Genomic DNA, 17,291 nt, shown 5'->3' on the forward strand with positions numbered 1-17,291 from the left:
TAACAAGAAAAAGGAACAAAAAATGGCTTTAACTCACGCTCAAATTATTCTTTGGTTACAACAATGCGCACTGCTATTTGAACAAAAGAGTGATTATTTAACGGATTTAGATCGTGAAATTGGCGATGCTGACCATGGTTTAAATATGAACCGTGGCTTTAAAAAAGTGCAGGAAAAGTTACCTGAATTTGAAGGGCAAGATATTGGCACCATCCTCAAAACCACAGGCATGACATTGCTCTCAAATATTGGCGGAGCAAGTGGCCCTCTATTTGGCACCTTCTTTATTCGTGCTGCCAAACCCACTGCTTCATTGCAAAATCTAGAACTTAATCAACTCATTGAAATGGTAACAGAAGGTGTGGAAGGCATTGTAAGCCGAGGAAAAGCAGAGCCAAATGACAAAACAATGTGTGATGTTTGGTGGCCAGTAGTTGAGTCATTAAAACAATCTAATGAACAAAATCTTTCTATTAAAGAAACCCTCAACCAAGCACAAATTGTCGCTGAAAAAGCTGCTGAAAATACTATCCCGATGCAAGCTCGAAAAGGACGAGCAAGCTACTTAGGTGAGCGCAGTATCGGACATAAAGATCCCGGCAGTGCTTCTGTGGTACTGATGATACAAGCCCTTGCAAATAGTATTAATGCATAACTGACCAAACAACCAATACAAGCAACCAATAAAGGTCTACCATGATAAATATTGTTATTGTTTCTCATAGTAAACATCTCGCTGATGGTGTGGCAGAGCTTGCCAGTCAGATGCTTAATCCGGCTCATTGCCAACTTGCCGTTGCAGCAGGTATCAACGATGAAGAACATGCAATTGGTACTGATGCCGTTAAAATTATGACGGCGATAGAATCACTTTCTCAAGCACAATCTATTGTTGTGATGATGGATTTAGGCAGTGCAATATTAAGTGCAGAAACTGCGATTGAGTTACTTGATCCCGCTCTCGCTGAAAAAGTCACCCTCTGCTCTGCTCCCTTAGTTGAAGGTACGCTTGCTGCGGTTGTCGCCGCATCTTCAGGAGCGTCATTAGAGAAAGTGATTGAAGAAGCTTCAAATTCTTTATATCCAAAGAAAATCCAACTGGGTGAAAATTTCGTTCAGCCTAAAAATGATATTAATGCCTCTGTCAAAATTCACGGCAAAGAGGCAAGTTGGGTTGTTCGTAATCCTCATGGATTACATGTGAGACCGGCTGCAACTTTAGTTGAAGTACTTTCTGCTTTTCAGGTAGATTATCAACTCGTTAAAGGGGATAGACGTATTAATCCTCTCAGCTTAAATCAGCTTTCATTAATACAAATTCGCCAAGGTGATGAGATAACGCTAATTGCCTCTGGTGAGCAAGAAGATGAGGCGATTACCGCTTTTCTTGAACTTGCCAAAAATGGCTTTGGTGAAGAGCTACCTTCTGATTCTAATACCATCACATTAAAAGGTATTTTAGCCCCAGTGTCTCAAATTAAAGCCCCTGCTTTTATTTGGCATGAAATAGAGCTATCACCGATAGAAAACTTATCTGAACCGATTGATATCCATGCCCAAATTGGAAAACTTAATTTTGCAATAAAAGAGACGCTAAAAGCTCTAAAACAGACAGCCAATAAAGCGAGCCAGACATTAGGTGAGCATATTGGTGCTATTTTTAACGGCCATATCATGATGTTAGATGATGATGAGTTAATTACGAGTGTGGTTGATCGCATTAAAGAAGAGAAGATCAGCGCCCAACAAAGTTGGTCGGATGAAATGCAAGAAAGAACACAGCTGTATTGCGCCCTCACCGATCCTTATTTACGCGCACGTGAACTCGATCTTCGTGATCTACGTAATCAGGTGCTTTATCATTTACAAGATAAAACGCGCCCAAGTTTCACCCCTTCACAACCCGCTATTTTAGTCGCAAAAGAGCTTTTTCCTTCGACTTTAATTCAATTGGTTGATAGCCAATTAGTTGGTATTGCTTTAGCTAAAGGTGATAGTCGCTCTCACAGTGCCATTATCGCGGCAGAAATGCGCTTACCGATGTTAGTCAATTTAGGGCCTGCGTTATTAAAAGTCTCTGAATCTCAAAAGCTAAAATTAGATACAAATAAGGGTGAATTAGTTATTGAACCAACAACGTTATAAACCTCTTTTCACATTAACTGCATAAAAAAACCCGCACAATCATGTGCGGGCAAGTCAACGAAAAACGCTATCAATCTAGGTCATTATTGACTCTTCTAATTTTATTAAGGTATTGATAATACCAATGTCGTAGTACCACTGAAATTGCCTAAAGAAGGTGTACCATAAGTTTGGAGTTTGGATTTAATATTGACATACACATATTGATTTTTAATGGTGTCAACTCGAGTACCGATTGATGCAGGGGAACCATTTAAAGTTAAAAAAGAACGGATGCTACCATCTGGTTTTAAGTTTAAAAAATGATCATCCATTGAACTGGTAATTTTTACTGGCATATCTTCATTACAAATCAGTGCAAATTGCTCTTCGGCTTCATTGCCATTAACTTGAGTCACATCAAGAACACCATGTGAAATATTAAGATTACTAGAAACAAATGCACATTTGCCTTCTGGTGGTGGTGCAATGCCACAAACACCCCCTGGTACCATAAAACCACCACCATCATCAAATGACTTTGTCATAAAAAAAGCAATACACTCATCTACTTTAGGCTTTCCTAAATGGTCACTATAACCTGAGAATGGAAGAGACAATCCACATTGATTCATTGCTACATCACGAATTTCAGCCATACTATTTAAATGTTGTAAATCCACATTACATTTCCAAGCCACTCGTCGTTCTGTTTTTGTACCGCCAATATTAGGTAACCTATGGAAATGATTAATTTGAATATAACAACTTCTACTTAATCCTAAACTTTTACAAGGGTTTGGTGTATATCCTATTTCAGTCCAATATTCCATAACAAATTCATAACGAATATCACTATCCTTATCTGGTGATACTCCCGATTTAGTAATATAAGTAAAATAACCTGCCTGTGCGCTAAATAGCCAAAAACCATATACGACAATCAATAACTTTAAAATTTGCTGTATTCTTTTCATTATTTGTTACTCATATTTCAAAGAAAACACGGCGGTAGCAGAAAAATGCCCCGGTTTAATTGATTTATTTGCAATGGCAGCCGCCGTTGCTTGCAGATAAGCAATAAAATTAAGCTCAAAATTACCATTATTAGGAATATTATATAAACTGGTGTAATTCCCTAATATCACGGGTACACCTTCTTTAGTGGTAATTTTTATTCCTAGATCAGGGTTATTTGTACTGTCGTCCAATGCCAATAATCCAGCAAGTTCATTATGCGTTGCCCCTTCAAACTTAATTTTCACTTGCTTGGCAATAGAGATATCACACTCTGATAAAGTGATTTTGAAATCCTTTTTCTCAAATTCAAAATAACTTTTATAAATATCATCCAAGCGAATTTCATCAAATATCACATCAACCTGAGAGTGTTCAGGTAAGACTTTGCAAGGGGCGATAATTAATGAACCAAAAATATTAAGATTTTCAGCTGCAAAAACAGAAGAGGAAAATAATAAACAACTACCAATAATAGAGTGAAACACACTTAATCTATTCATTATTGGTACTCCACAAATAAAGTGCCACCTGAGGTAAAATTACCGGGCGTCAGTTCACTATTTTCTTTTTTAACCAGAACAGCCCAAATCTTTTCAGGATTATTTAAATTAACCGAATACTTTTTATTTAAATCAATAATAGAATCACCCATCATAAATTTTACGGCTAATTCATTAATATTGGTTCTCAATCCATTGGGATCGAAGCTGCTTTTTTTCCCATCTATTGATAAATACATATTCCAGTTATTTAAATTTTCTTCACAAGTAATTTGGTAATTAATCTCTCGTTTTTGGTCATAGCCTTTAATCGTTTTTATTGCCACAGGACCAAAATTCACCTCAATCATATTGCCATCATTCACTTTACAAGGAGGTGGAGTTAATAAATTACCTTTAATCAGTACCTGTGTTTCATTATCTTTTGCCAAACTGAGTGAAGAAAATACAGAAAATAAAAATAACATAATGAGGAATGGATAATAACGCATGTTGTTTATTCCTCCGTTAGTTGTAATAAATCTGCATAGTTGCAGTTGCAGTAAAAGCGCCTGTTGGTAACGTGGCACCACTTTTTTTCACGAGTACAGCATAAAGATCAGGTCTCGTTTTATAGTTAAACTTAAACGGTGTTGTCATATAGATATTGGTATCAGCGGTTTTAAATAACACCCCTAAATCTGTCACACTTGTTTTTAAATAACGTGTATCAAACCCTGCACCATCACCGGTAAATTTCAGCGACATACTCGGATCACCTGTTGTTTTACAATCCAAGGTGTAATCCATTTTTTGTTTATAATTTTCGTTTTCTATTCTTGTGGTCATCACATCATTAAAATTTACTTCGATAGGTTTACCATCGTTAATTTTGCAAGGACGTGATTCCACACTCCCGCTCACTGTCACTCTTAAAAAGCCAGAAACAGCCCATACAGAAGGAGCGAGAAAACTCATACAAAGAAAAAGTATTACACCTCGGAATATAAGCATAATATTACGCCTTCTTATCTTTGATATTTGCTGAACAAATATCTCCACGACATTGGAATGTTAATTCAACTAATCCACCAAAATCATTGAGATATTCAATGGCTGGCGTTATACCTAAATCACCTACTTTTGCCCCTAATGGACGTTGGCCAAAAGGCTCAATCATCACCGCTTCAAAGTCTTTTACTTCGGTATTGTTCTTTCTGACTTTGGTAATGGTTAAATAATAAGGTGAAGGATTTTTCACATTGTAATTAGCACCTTGTTTTTCAATCACAATGTCTTTTTCCATTGGATTAGCCTCTAAACGACTAGGTGCGACAATGCTTTTTGGTCGATAAAACACTTTAATTTTTGTCTGTAATGCAATTTGTAAAACATTAGGAGAATCACTACGAGGAGGAATTTCACGAACATTAAGGTAATAAATACTTTCTCTGTCTGTAGGTAACATATTGGTTGCAGGTAATGCCTGTATTTTAATTTGGCTTTTATTACCAGCTTCAATACGTTGAACTGGCGGTGTTACCACAAAAGGAGAATTAATTTTTTCATCTTTGCTATTCTCCAGCCAAGACTGTGCTAAATAAGGTTTAGATTCATTTTCATTTTCTAAAACCATACTGACTGAGCGCTCACCTTCATTATATAAAACGCGTGTTCTATCTAATGCGATAGCGGAATAAGCGGATTGAGAAAAAAGGCAAAGTGTAACGATAGCGCTTAATGTTTGTGTGTTGATATATTTCATTTCATTCACCGTTGACTTAAATTTAATCACTTACAAGGAAGCAACAACATGTTGCTTAAATTATTTTCTAGCACTTGAGGTAATTGGAATTGGCAAGTTTCGCCATTCCAAGCAAGATCTAAAGTTTCACCTGCTTTTACACCTGATAAATAAACAAAGCCTTCGTCTGAAATAATGCCTACTTCTAATTTATCTTTGTTATAAACACTGGCTCCAAAAGGAGGATGTTTCTTATCAGCCATGGTGATCACGGCTAAAACTTTCTCACCTTCAATCACATTAAATTTACGATAACCAATCGCTCCTTCGGTTAAAGTGGCATATTGTGACGATTGAACGGCATCGGCTTTTTCAGGAAGATTATTAATATCGATGGTGATATTGCTACGAGAGTAGTTTTGCACACCCATTAAAACCGCCTTACCATGTCGGTTAGTTTCAATGGGCGTTAAACCTGTTTTAATCGGAATATCTTGAACATTATTGGTATCAACCAATATGCGTGAATTTCCCATTGAAGTGATTCGGTGGAATGCGCCCCCTTCTGGAGTGACTGTTACTCCACCCATTAATTGCATTGATAATGCGCTTTGATTATTTTGGGTATAAGTACCACTTGTCGTCAGTTTTGCTAAATTACCGTCGTAATTATAGAAACCTGAAAGATTAACTTTATCGCTGTCCCATGTTCCCGCGGATAAATTATACGTACTACGATCATTAAGTCGTTCATAATAGCTAACGCTGTTATTAGTATTATGGCGATTAAACGATCCAGAATAACTAATATTGGCTTCATTACGCTCAAGTGGTACACCTAATGATACATAAACCCCTTCGTCATTATTGTGGCTCGATTCCACTTTATAAGCTGATAAGTTAATGGATAAATTTTTAAAATTAGCCCAATCAAAATAACTAGAAACCGTAAAGCTATAATTATCTGTTGAAGGTCGGTTCCAATAGGTTTGGCGAGAATAATTTAAGTAAGTATTGATATTATATTCAGGGAAAGCCGTACCAAAGATTGCGGTATAAAGCTCTTTACCGCTGTCAATATGGAGCCCTCTATAACGACCATCTAAAAACTGAGTCATGCTTAAATAGTCACGTTGAGAGAAACGATAACCCGCAAACGTAATCTGACTATTTATTTCATCGAATTGCTTTGAATAAGTAACGTTATAAGAAGTTCCTGATAGAGTTTTATCATCAAAGTTACTTCCCATTTCAGCCCGTGAAGCCGAAATATTAAAGGAGAGAACCCCGAATGGTGCTAAATCTTGCCCTAAACCTAAAGCTATATTTTGATATTCTGTTGAGGCTAATAACCCACCATAAATTGTGGTGTTATTCGCAGCCCCCCACGAGAAAGAACCTAAAGAAAATGCAGGACCGTCAGTATCGTGTTCATTTTTAGTGGGTTTACCCATCACCAACTTATATAAAAACTGTCCCGGTCTTGTTAGTGTGCCTAAACGCGATGTTTCCACTTTAAATGTTTGAACAGAACCATCTTGTTCTTCAATAGAAACATCTAAGGTACCACCACCAAATGTATTGACGTCTTGAATTCTAAATGGCCCTGGACTTACTTCATTTTGATAAACAATACGACCATCTTGACGCACAATAACTGTGGCATTAGTTCTTGCAACCCCCGCAATTTCAGGCGCATAGCCTTGTAAGCGAGGTGGGATCATCGCATTATCGCTCTCTAATGAAGCCCCTAAATAACGGAAGCTGTCAAAAAGCTCTGACGAGAGATATTGCTCACCTAAAGTTAATTTGGCACCCAAAGAACGAATCGCGCGGAAGATATAAAGCTGATTCCAACGCCATGATTTATCGTTATTATTTAAATTACCGCCAGAAGCTTGCCAATCGGAGCGAAAACGCCAAGCGCCCATATTAATGCCCATCACACCACTAATATTGGTACCCGTTTCAGTGCCTTTTCCATTATTTTCATATCGAATAAGGCGATTACTCATATTGTAATCAAGAAAAGATCCTGCAATACCATCATCCCAACGTGAAGGTGGATCCCAACTCGGATCTTGATATTCCATAAAAGCTTGAGGGACACTGATATTTAAAATACCGGTATAGAGATCACCCACTGCATTCATATTAGGAACAGAACGAAAATCAAGACACTGGGTATTATTAGTGGTTAACCAAGTGACTTTTTTTTCCCATTCAGACTTTAAACCTAAAATGGGATAAACCTCTGGGGTAATACAAGGAATAGATAATTCTGTGTTGTAATCTGGGGCAAAAAATAAAGTAGGCTCTTCGTTTCTTACTCTTTGTTTATTAACGTCGGTCGCCAGTAAATGAGTGCCCGGCTGAATATAGTTTGCGTAAGAAAATTTAGTAAAATCGGTATTTTCAATACCTTTATCTGTTAAGAAGTCGGTATTAAAATCGACTGCTTCTTCTGCAAAAATAGGCAACGAAAAAGGAACAAAGAATAAAAGCATTACTTTTGTGATCTTATTTATTTTCATGCTTTTCATTTTGCTATGCCATCCTCAGCATTATTAACAGAAGACAATATTGATGAGATGCATGGCGCCTAAACGCCACACATCTTATTAAAAAAACAACAATTATTCGTAGATAACCTTGAAGTTAGCTACTGTGTCGAAAGAACCAGTTGTTGCTTTCTTATCAACAGCTTCGTTACCTTTCACGTAAGCCGCGAATTGCAATGTCGTGATAGAACCGTCACCATTATTTAAAGCGTGGCCTGCTACTGGGAAGCCTTGACCAAAAGTAATTGGATTATTACCACGGTCAGTGATAACGATACCTGCGTTTTGTACTTTGCCACCTAAGCCCAGCAATTCGCCGGTATAACCATCAAAACCACTTACAGTTGCACCAGTGAATGATACTTTTGCAGTTTTGTAAGTTTCGGTTGAGCAGTTTTTCAGGATAATATCGAAGTTTTCGCTATCTGAACGGAATTTATTGCTAGTCAGTTCATGCAATGCGATTTCACCAAACTTAACAGTTTGATCTAAACTTTTGTCATCGATTGAGCATGGAACGTCATTGATAAAGCCAGTAAAACGTACTTTACCTTCACGGCTTTCCGCTGGATCTGCTGCAAAGCTAGGAGCAGCAACAACTAAAGACAACGCAACACCTAAAGCTAATTTAGTAAATTTCATAAAATTTCCTTTATATAAAATAAAGATATTGATGTTTCTTGGCTTCAGACTAAATAAGCGATAGGTAATAAAACCTCACCGCCTTTCTACAATTTAAATTTTACAGATCCATTGATATTGATTTATAAAACCAAGATAAGGGATATCCTACAAATGCGTCCTTTGTGCATTCATATTCAAATTAATTTATGGAATAAATTAATCGTATTCACTTTTTTAAACGTCAGTTTTAAATATTTTAAAAATTAAGTTCCTTAATTAATAAAAACATCTTAATTAGACATATAAATAAGTAATAAACTTTAATCAGAAAGTAAGAGTAAAAATTTAAAGCAAAAAAACAGATTTAAATTATGTTCTTTTACTTATTTTGCAATTAAATACTCGCAAAAGGCGTAAATTAAGTCAAAAGTCGAAAAATGATACCATTAGTAAAATCAAATGATAGTTATCAAATGAAATAAATCTTTAAAAGAGCAACTTAAGTTTTTAAATCTAAAATTTAATATTGATTGGATATTATTATCTAGGAAAGAAGATAGCCACCACAACTAACACTTTAAATAAGTAAATTAAACATAAAAACCAGATAAACAATCTCAACTGGTTTTTTATAATGCATTTTTAGTTATATGAGAAATATTATATATTGCTGGCACGATAAACCCAATATATACACAAAAACACCTAAGATTCATCTCAATTGAGAAATTATATTATATTCTCTAATTTATTTAAAATTTAGAGAATCCAATTTTGACAGTATATTTAAATATCGATAATTTATTTTTAATAAGAACTAAAAATAAATTACAAATAAAGATAAAATATGAGACTCTTTAAATGAGCACTCTTTATAATATAATCAATTATGGAATAAAATGACTTTTATCATAAATAAAAAAACAACCTCACAACAACCGAGATAATAACATTTATTAACTTTTTATTTACCTTTTATTTAAGTCATTTTATAAAAATACCAAGCTAGTTTATATACCAAAGAACACTATTATGACAGTCAAATAAAGACACTTCATTTTTATATTTAGCTCTTAATAAGATTTTAAGAAAAATAAATTAAAAATAGTTCATTACTTTGACTCATAAAAGGTGTAAATATCGAACATTTTAATAACAACGGAATTTTAAATAGCAGTAAAGTTTACGGGATGACTTATGGTAACAACTCATCATCTAAAGTTAATCATTCACAACTCTCACTCACTCCCATTACTGTTTTCTTACCTAGCGCAGGTGAAGTGCGTATTTATCGTGAAGGTAAGTTATTAAGCATTCAAAGTTTCCCAATGGGAAACTTTGAAGTCGATACCGCCCCGTTGCCTTTTGGTATTTATCAAGTTGAAGTTGAAGTGATGATTGATGGTAAAGTTCACGCCAAACAAACTCAAACCGTAAATAAAACCTTTAAAATGAAGGTACTTCTCTTTTCTCGATCGAAGGTGAAGACTGGATTGATGTCGTTGAAGCCAGCGGTTATGTCAATGTATTTGCTGAATGGTCTGGAACAGATGTTTACTAAAAATAGGATGAAGTAAGCAACGGGTATAAATTGAGTGTTTATACCCGTTTTATTATTCATAATACATGATGATTTTTGTATTGATGATATTATAGACTTTATTATTATCATTTATTAAAACAAGCTAATTAAAGAGATATAATGAAAAGAATATTAAAATTCATCAGTACATTAGCACTTTCAACACTGACATTTTCAGCTCATGCTCTTTATGTTGGTTCTGAAGTTTTTACCCTTGAATCTGATAAAACCTTTTTCTCTCGCACTTATCTTAATAATACAGACAGAACCAATCTTTATAAAATTCATGTTTATAAAATCGAAAAACCGGGAGGAAAAGAAAAAGATGAAAAACAACTTCCCATAGATGATGGTGAAATACTTTATACACCTTTGCAAAAAGTGTTATTACCAAATGAGCATGAATTTTTTAAATTATTTTATAAAGGTGCTAAAGATGATAAAGAGCGTTATTACCGTATTATTATTGAAGAAACCCCTGTTAACTTAGTACCTTACAAAGAAGACAGTAAACAGCCTTTGGTTGTTCCTACTGTTGGGTTAAATACTGTCATGGTGATCCGCCCTCGCGAAATGAAATTCACTTATGATCACAATAATATTGCTGGCACCATCAAAAATACTGGCAATACCTACTTCCGATTACTATTAAATGATCAGTGCGATTCTGACGAAGAAAATGCAAAAATATTACAACTCTTACCCGGTGAAAGTTACCAACATCCTTGGCTAAAGAAAGAGCATAAACAGTTTATTATCGCTTTTGATCGTTATATTGGATTAGAGAATAACTGCGCGAAAAACTAACCTAAATGCTAATTAAAAATATAAAGGTAGCCTAATCAGCTACCTTTTTATTATAAAATAAGTAATTCCACTTAATTTATAACCTTTCCTATTATTTCCTCTTATTTGAAAGAAAATATAACCTTGTTAAATATATAACTTTTATAAATACATAATTAATTAAATTAATTTATATTCTGTCATATTTATCATTTTTAACTTTTTAATATTAATCATAAAAAGATACACTAACAAATACAATTAACTGATAATAAACAAATTTACATTTTTAACGATAAAATTATTTTTATTACATTTTATTCCTATTTTTTTTCGATGTTTTAAATAAAATATTTTTTCAACTTACTCTATAATTTATCTAATGAGTAGTCGTTTTTAGATAGTCAAAATTTTATTTATAGACTCATGAAAAAGACTTTCTAGCCGATATTACTCTTAACATCGATAGACCCTATAGGAATATATAATGAAAAAATATCACGTCTTACTTAGCTTATTAATGACAGCTTTTACGGCAACTGTAGCCTTTGCTAATACCTCATCAATACAAACAGTCGCAAGTTGGCAAGCAACCGCAGTAAAAAAACCACAAAGTGAATTAGGTGTAACCCCTTTAAATGCCTTACGTTTTGAAGTCACAGAAAATAACCGTTTTAATGAGCAAAACGGTACATTTGATATCACCGTTAAAGATATTGAGGGCGCAACAGACTTTAAATTAACATCAAAAGTGATCAGTAATGAGCTTAGAAATACTGCTGATAATTCAGTATTAACGGTCAAAACAGACTGGAACGGTAAAACACTATCAAGCCATCAAGAAACAGTTATCCTTGATAATCAAAAAGGAATAAATAAAGGGCTGGTGGTTGAAACTAAAGCAACAGAAAAAAGTGAGCTAAAAAGCCTTCAAAGCGCATTTCTCTTTAATGTGATAAATGGCACACAACCAACAACATCCTTACCTGAAGGTTTATGGGAAGGTGTATTACGTATTGAATTTACTAGCAAATGGTCAGGTGACTTTGTGACTTTAGCGGCAAGATAATTCAAATGCTGTGACTTAAAAGAAAACCGTTAAAGAGCGCCAGTATGGCGCTTCTTTGTTATTTAATAGCGTGTAAATCAAACCTTCGGTTTATAGCTATCTTTATCGAGATCATGTTTTTTCATTCGTAAATACAGCTTTTTACGTGGAATACCCAAGTAATCTGCCACATCACTCACCCGCCCTGCAAATAAATATAATGCATCTTCAATTAACCGACGTTCATATTCATCAACTAAATTATCTAAAGGGCCTTCAGGTGGGATAATGGCTCGATGTTGTTCACTATCAACCATTTTCACAATGCCTACCGCATATAATTCAGCAACATTTCGTAGCTCACGAATATTACCCGGCCAATCGTAACGCTTTAAAATATCAAGATAATTGCGATCAATTTTCGGTACCGCAATACCAAGTCGCTGTGCACTTTGTCGTAAAAAAGCTCTAAATAGCGGAATAATATCGGGGCGTCTTGCACTTAACGGAGGCAATGAAAAAGTAATTTGTGAAAAATAGTAATAGAATTCAGGAATTAATTGCCCTTCTGTTACCAATTGCTGTGTATTATTTTCTAAAATTGCAATCGTTCTAAAATGACGCTTTCCTTGGCGTTCCATATCTAACAGATAAGAACTTAACCAGCGTTGTGCTTCTGAGGATAAATCATAAGGAGAACGTAAAATCAGAGTTCCTATTTCATCCGTTTCAATTTGAGCAATAACCTGTTTGATATCAGATAAATTTTGGCAATCCACAGTTTGGATCGCTTTATCGCTATGCGGACTTAATTCATGCAATAGTTGAGCGAGAAGGTGACGCCCTGTTCCCATCTCGCCTTCTATCATTAAGTCTTTATCGATATCGGCAATTTGTTGTACTTGCTCTCTGATCGCGGTGATTTGCGCACTCTCTCCGACTAGTCGCTCTTGTGTGGTGCTTATTACAGCATTTCTAAGAGAAAGAATAGATTGACGCTCTTTATGCGCTTTTGCCACTAGCTCTAAGAAAACAGGCGGATTAATCGGTTTTTCAATAAAATCATAAGCGCCTTTTTTTACTGCTTCCACCGCTAATGGTATATCGCCATGCCCTGTGATCATGATAACCGGAATGCGAACGTCAATTTGTTTAATACGCTCTAAAACTTCCATTCCATTCATTGCAGGCATATAGATATCAAGAACAACGGCACCCTGCCAAGCAGGTGTTAAAAGGCTTAATGCTTTTTCTGGTGAGTCGGTTACTCTAGCAACCATTCCCGCAAGATTGAGTAAATGGCGATAAGATTCAAGAATATCTTCATCGTCATCAATTAATAAAACATCGATATCAGGCATGTGTGATTGTGTCATCTGTAAACTCCAAAACAACCATGGCGCCACCATTTAATGTAGAGGCCAAGTAAATTTCATAACCAAACCGTTGCATAATTGAACGGCAAATGGATAACCCTAACCCAAGCCCCACATCTTTTGTGGTTGTAAATGGGGTAAATAGTTTTGGTAAAACGGCTGAATTAAACCCTTTTCCACTATCGGCGATCCCCACTAATTTTCGTTTAGGATCAACAGATAAAAGATCAATCGTGATCTGACTTTCACCAACGCCTGCAATGGCATCCATCGCATTAACAAACAAATTAACCAAGACTTGCTCAATTTGTGTCGGATCTGCACAAATGGTTAATTCATCTGGAATATTATTCGTAATGATGCACTGCTCTCGTTTAGAACGAGACTCCACCAGCACCATCGCGCTATCTACCAACTCTTTTAATGGCGCCGAAATAAAGCTAATTTCAGACGAAGATTTACGTGAGAAATTACGTAATGCTGTAATAATTCGATTCATTCGTGCGCATAGCTTTTCAATACGTTCGATAGAATCAGGTAACTGATCGTATTTTCCCATCTGTATAGTCAGTTTTGCACTGTACAGATAAGTGTTAATTGCAGAAAGTGGCTGATTAAGTTCATGCGCAAGACTAGTCATAGCCTGCCCTACGACCGCCATTTTAGCCGCTTGAACTAGCTCTTCTTGTGTCTGAATTAAGTGTTTTTGTGCCTGTTCACGGCGCAACATCTCTTCATTTAATTGCTGGTTTTTATCTTGTAAATCTTGTGTTTTTAATGCCACCAACCGTTGAAGCTCTAATCGGCTTAACTCTTGGCGCGTAATATCTGTGATAGTTACAATATATTTATGTTCATCTTTATGCGGATATTCTCGAATATTAAATTGTAAGAAATGAGGCTCACCTGCTTTTACCATGCGAATAGTGCATTCACTTTGCCCTAAGCGATAAAGTTGACTGCTTGAGCTAAATTGCGCTTTAAGCATTGTGCTCGCTTCACCACTAAACAGTAACCAAAGTGGTTTATTACTTTGCTCTTTTCCTGTTCCCAATAACATTGCCGCACTTGGATTGACCGTTTCCATTCTGCCATCGTGGTGACAGGTAATTAAACTCGCATCAGTATTATTGATAAGATTTAACGCATTACTGGTTTCAACTTCTTTCATTTGACGCCAAAATCGGCGAAGCCGCCGACTTAACAAACCAATTTCATCTTGCCCTTCAATCAGTACAGGCTCCGTTAAATTACCTTTGGCAACATGCGCTAAGTCATCACTGAGTTTATTCAATCTTGCGATAAGTCTTCTATCAATTAAGATTTTCATCACAATAATACTCAGCAATAGTGATGCAATAATAATCACAACAATAACGATTTTTCCCGTTGCCATTAGCTTACGGGTATTATCATTAAGCTTGTTTAGCGCTTCACTCGTGACCAAAACATTGCCTCTTACCGCATTATCAAACTGTGATAATTTTTCATTTAATTCAGGGGTTAATGCTTTGAGCTTTTTCTCGTTTTCTACATCATCAATCAGTGTCTGATAGATATCACCGTCATAACGAGTGATAGCGATAATCTCTTGTAATACCTGACGATGAGCAATGGTTGACGGGTAGCTTTTTAGCTTCTGATTTAAAGCGATAATTTCATCAATTTTAACGCTAATATAGTGGAAAGCGACATCAATATCACGGCTATAACGTTGATGCGCAATTTCCTCAACTAAACTGATTAACTCATTTTCTGTGGTGAATAATTCTTGTAACAGTGTCGATTCTAATAACAACTGTAAGCTATTTTCCTGTACATTTTTCTCATTAATCATTTGGCTGACATGCCACTCAATTTCATTAAGTAGTGGTTTAATATCTTCGCCAACGGCGTCATGCATCCACGCTAATTGCCCTAATAATTGAGCAAGACGATTCTCTAATTCACGCCGCTTATCCAGTAACACATCTTGTTTATTAATGAGTTCTGAAAGCTCATCGACAAGCTGAGTATAAAAATCACGTTGTGGTTTTTGCTCTATAGGAAACTCACGCAAATTATCTAATAACTGATGAATTTCCTGTTGTTGTTGCTCTGAAACTGATTTTCTCTGTGTCTGCTCTCGCTCTTTTAATAGCATTTGTAAATTGGTGCTATAACGCTCCATGTTGTAGCTGGTGGTTAACATCGGTAGAGATCCTCCCACTGACGCATTAATTTGTGTCGCCAGTTTTCCCCACATAAAAAAGATAACCACACCAATCAATAAGGTGAGTAAAGAACTAAAGATAAACGCCATATACAGGCGTCTACCTAGTTTGCCAAATTGTTTAGGCACTAATAATTTCATCCGTAATACCTTTCATAAAAACAGCGCTTCCTGCTGTATATTTGAACCACAAGGCGGTTAGGGTGATTTTGTCTCTTTCAATAAAACCAATGCCTGTTCAAGCCTTTCAGCTTCTAATGTACGCCATTGATACAACACAGCTAACGCTTGATCAGAGTACTCTCGCTGATCGGCTTCTTTCATAAATAATGCTTGTAATGTTGGTGAATTAGCCTCTTTTTCGCTAATAAGCACCGAACTTGCTATTTTTCGAGCTTTACTAATCGCAGAAATGCGTTCTGGGGTTTTATTTTCTTGTTTTTCTGCTTCATGGATATCATTCCAAACTTGGCGCATTAATGGGAAGTTATGGGTGATCATTTGATCAAATAACGCATTAACGACTTCACTACGACGATAAGCTTCATTGCTGTTTAAAATAAATTCCGTGTTATTAGCAAGTTCATCGTTATTACGTAAGATCTCTTTACTTAATGGGATCTTTGCCATATCACTTTTATAGATGATCTCTTGTCCTTCATCCGATAAAAGAAAGGCGATAAATTTGGCGGCTGTGTCTCTTTTACTGCTTTCTGCCACAATGGCGACATAAGCCGGTAAAATAATCGACTTATCAAAATAGCTAAACTCGACAAAATCAAAGCGTTTTTGATGGTTAAAAGCGTAGTTATCAATAATTGGCCCAGCGCCGACAATGCCTCTGGCAATAGCATCACTAACACGCGAACTACGTGCGGAAATGGAAGATAAATTGCCACTGGTTTCGAGTAAGATCTGCCATCCACGCTCCCAGCCATACTCTTGTAGCACATTTTCTACCATCAATTGCATCGTGCCAGAGTTTGCCGGCGTCGTCATGGTTAAGTGTCCTTGATAAATAGGATCACTTAAATCAACCCAACTTTTAGGTGCCGGAATACCGAGTTTTTGTAGATATTGTGTATTACTCATAATGCCAATGCCAGAATAGCCAACCGTAGTTATCTTATCGTTTAAGATATCACTATGACGTGTTAACCATTTTGGCGTTTCATACTTGACGGGTAATCGCGCTAGTAACCCTTCTCTATCTAGATGATGGAAAAAGTTAGCCGATGACGACATCACAATATCAACAGGCTGTGTTGGGTATTGTTTCATCATCCGTGTCGCAATCGCGACGCGACGATAAACCACTTGCACCTTAGTATCTGGATAACGCGCACTAAAGGCCTCAGTAAGTGGTCGCATTGGTGTATCTGAAAGTGTCGTCAGTATAACAAGTGGCTGCTCATCACTATGCACTGGTGTGATAAACAGCCAACTAAACAATAAACAGACGAGGCTTAGTGTTATTTTTATTCTCATGACATACCCCTGGTTTTGTTTTGAATAAACATAAAAATGTGTCGAACTTCAAACTTCTGATATTTAGCAATATTTATTATTTTGAGCTAATGAGTCCTTAGTGACCCATTTACAACAATGATACAGCGATATCTTCACTCATTTTTAAACCAACGCCTAATAGCGATGTTACAAATTTGACTCACCGATTCAGCAGAATGTGTCATCGATGACTCAAATTCCCTCTTTTGCACCAAGATGACCTAAA

The 17,291-nt window shown here is 36.0% G+C and carries 14 protein-coding genes and 1 pseudogene; 5 read left to right on the forward strand and 10 right to left on the reverse strand.

Annotated features, from left to right (window positions below; genetic code table 11):
• The first annotated feature begins 22 nt into the window (after window positions 1-22).
• Window positions 23-655 carry a dihydroxyacetone kinase subunit DhaL gene (gene dhaL, locus C0T34_RS10845; RefSeq protein ID WP_109850163.1) on the forward strand — a complete coding sequence of 211 codons (633 nt, stop codon included), beginning with the start codon at window positions 23-25 and terminating at the stop codon, window positions 653-655.
• A 41-nt stretch (window positions 656-696) separates the two neighbouring features.
• A complete protein-coding gene (dhaM, locus tag C0T34_RS10850; protein ID WP_109850164.1) occupies window positions 697-2,145 on the forward strand; it encodes a dihydroxyacetone kinase phosphoryl donor subunit DhaM in 1,449 nt (482 codons plus the stop codon).
• A 104-nt stretch (window positions 2,146-2,249) separates the two neighbouring features.
• Here the strand turns inward: dhaM and C0T34_RS10855 are convergent, their stop codons facing one another.
• The 7 genes from C0T34_RS10855 to C0T34_RS10885 all read right to left on the reverse strand — a co-directional run bounded on the left by C0T34_RS10855 (window position 2,250) and on the right by C0T34_RS10885 (window position 8,570).
• A complete protein-coding gene (locus tag C0T34_RS10855) occupies window positions 2,250-3,101 on the reverse strand; it encodes a hypothetical protein (RefSeq protein ID WP_109850165.1) in 852 nt (283 codons plus the stop codon).
• Between the two features lie 6 nt (window positions 3,102-3,107).
• Window positions 3,108-3,644 (reverse strand): fimbrial protein, encoded by a 537-nt coding sequence (locus C0T34_RS10860; RefSeq protein ID WP_098941914.1) that lies wholly within the window; start codon window positions 3,642-3,644, stop codon window positions 3,108-3,110.
• A complete protein-coding gene (locus C0T34_RS10865) occupies window positions 3,644-4,135 on the reverse strand; it encodes a fimbrial protein (RefSeq protein WP_098941913.1) in 492 nt (163 codons plus the stop codon). Before C0T34_RS10865 ends, C0T34_RS10860 begins: the two co-directional genes overlap by 1 nt.
• 16 nt (window positions 4,136-4,151) lie before the next feature.
• Window positions 4,152-4,637, reverse strand: coding sequence for a fimbrial protein (locus C0T34_RS10870; protein WP_109850166.1), 486 nt, complete (start codon window positions 4,635-4,637; stop codon window positions 4,152-4,154).
• 4 nt (window positions 4,638-4,641) lie between these two features.
• On the reverse strand, window positions 4,642-5,388 hold the full coding sequence (locus C0T34_RS10875) for a fimbria/pilus periplasmic chaperone (RefSeq protein ID WP_098941911.1): 747 nt from the start codon (window positions 5,386-5,388) through the stop codon (window positions 4,642-4,644).
• A gap of 26 nt (window positions 5,389-5,414) precedes the next feature.
• Window positions 5,415-7,910: a fimbria/pilus outer membrane usher protein gene (locus C0T34_RS10880; protein WP_098941910.1), complete on the reverse strand. Its 2,496-nt coding sequence runs from the start codon at window positions 7,908-7,910 to the stop codon at window positions 5,415-5,417.
• Between the two features lie 93 nt (window positions 7,911-8,003).
• Entirely contained in the window at window positions 8,004-8,570 is a 567-nt protein-coding gene (locus C0T34_RS10885; RefSeq protein ID WP_098941909.1) for a fimbrial protein, read from the reverse strand.
• Between the two features lie 1,148 nt (window positions 8,571-9,718).
• Between C0T34_RS10885 and C0T34_RS10890 the strand changes: the two are divergent.
• From C0T34_RS10890 to C0T34_RS10900, 3 genes and pseudogenes are all read left to right on the forward strand, one after another.
• Window positions 9,719-10,000, forward strand: a pseudogene (locus C0T34_RS10890) (TcfC E-set like domain-containing protein); the annotation flags it as partial.
• Between the two features lie 254 nt (window positions 10,001-10,254).
• Complete coding sequence (locus tag C0T34_RS10895; RefSeq protein ID WP_109850168.1) at window positions 10,255-10,941, forward strand: fimbrial protein; 687 nt, start codon at window positions 10,255-10,257, stop codon at window positions 10,939-10,941.
• Window positions 10,942-11,407: 466 nt separating this feature from the next.
• Entirely contained in the window at window positions 11,408-11,989 is a 582-nt protein-coding gene (locus C0T34_RS10900) for a common pilus major fimbrillin subunit EcpA (protein WP_109850169.1), read from the forward strand.
• A 77-nt stretch (window positions 11,990-12,066) separates the two neighbouring features.
• Here the strand turns inward: C0T34_RS10900 and C0T34_RS10905 are convergent, their stop codons facing one another.
• From C0T34_RS10905 to C0T34_RS10915, 3 genes are read right to left on the reverse strand one after another with little or no spacing between them, the layout of a single operon-like run.
• Complete coding sequence (locus C0T34_RS10905) at window positions 12,067-13,344, reverse strand: sigma-54 dependent transcriptional regulator (protein ID WP_098941905.1); 1,278 nt, start codon at window positions 13,342-13,344, stop codon at window positions 12,067-12,069.
• A complete protein-coding gene (locus C0T34_RS10910) occupies window positions 13,322-15,697 on the reverse strand; it encodes an ATP-binding protein (protein ID WP_098941904.1) in 2,376 nt (791 codons plus the stop codon). The genes C0T34_RS10905 and C0T34_RS10910 overlap by 23 nt, the downstream gene beginning before the upstream one ends.
• Before the next feature lie 57 nt (window positions 15,698-15,754).
• The gene (locus tag C0T34_RS10915) at window positions 15,755-17,044 is read right to left on the reverse strand and encodes an ABC transporter substrate-binding protein (RefSeq protein ID WP_098941903.1); all 1,290 of its coding nucleotides are present in this window, start codon (window positions 17,042-17,044) and stop codon (window positions 15,755-15,757) included.
• Between the last annotated feature and the right edge of the window lie 247 nt (window positions 17,045-17,291).

The sequence above is a fragment of the Proteus sp. CA142267 genome (assembly GCF_003336825.1).
GTDB classification, from domain to species: domain Bacteria; phylum Pseudomonadota; class Gammaproteobacteria; order Enterobacterales; family Enterobacteriaceae; genus Proteus; species Proteus terrae.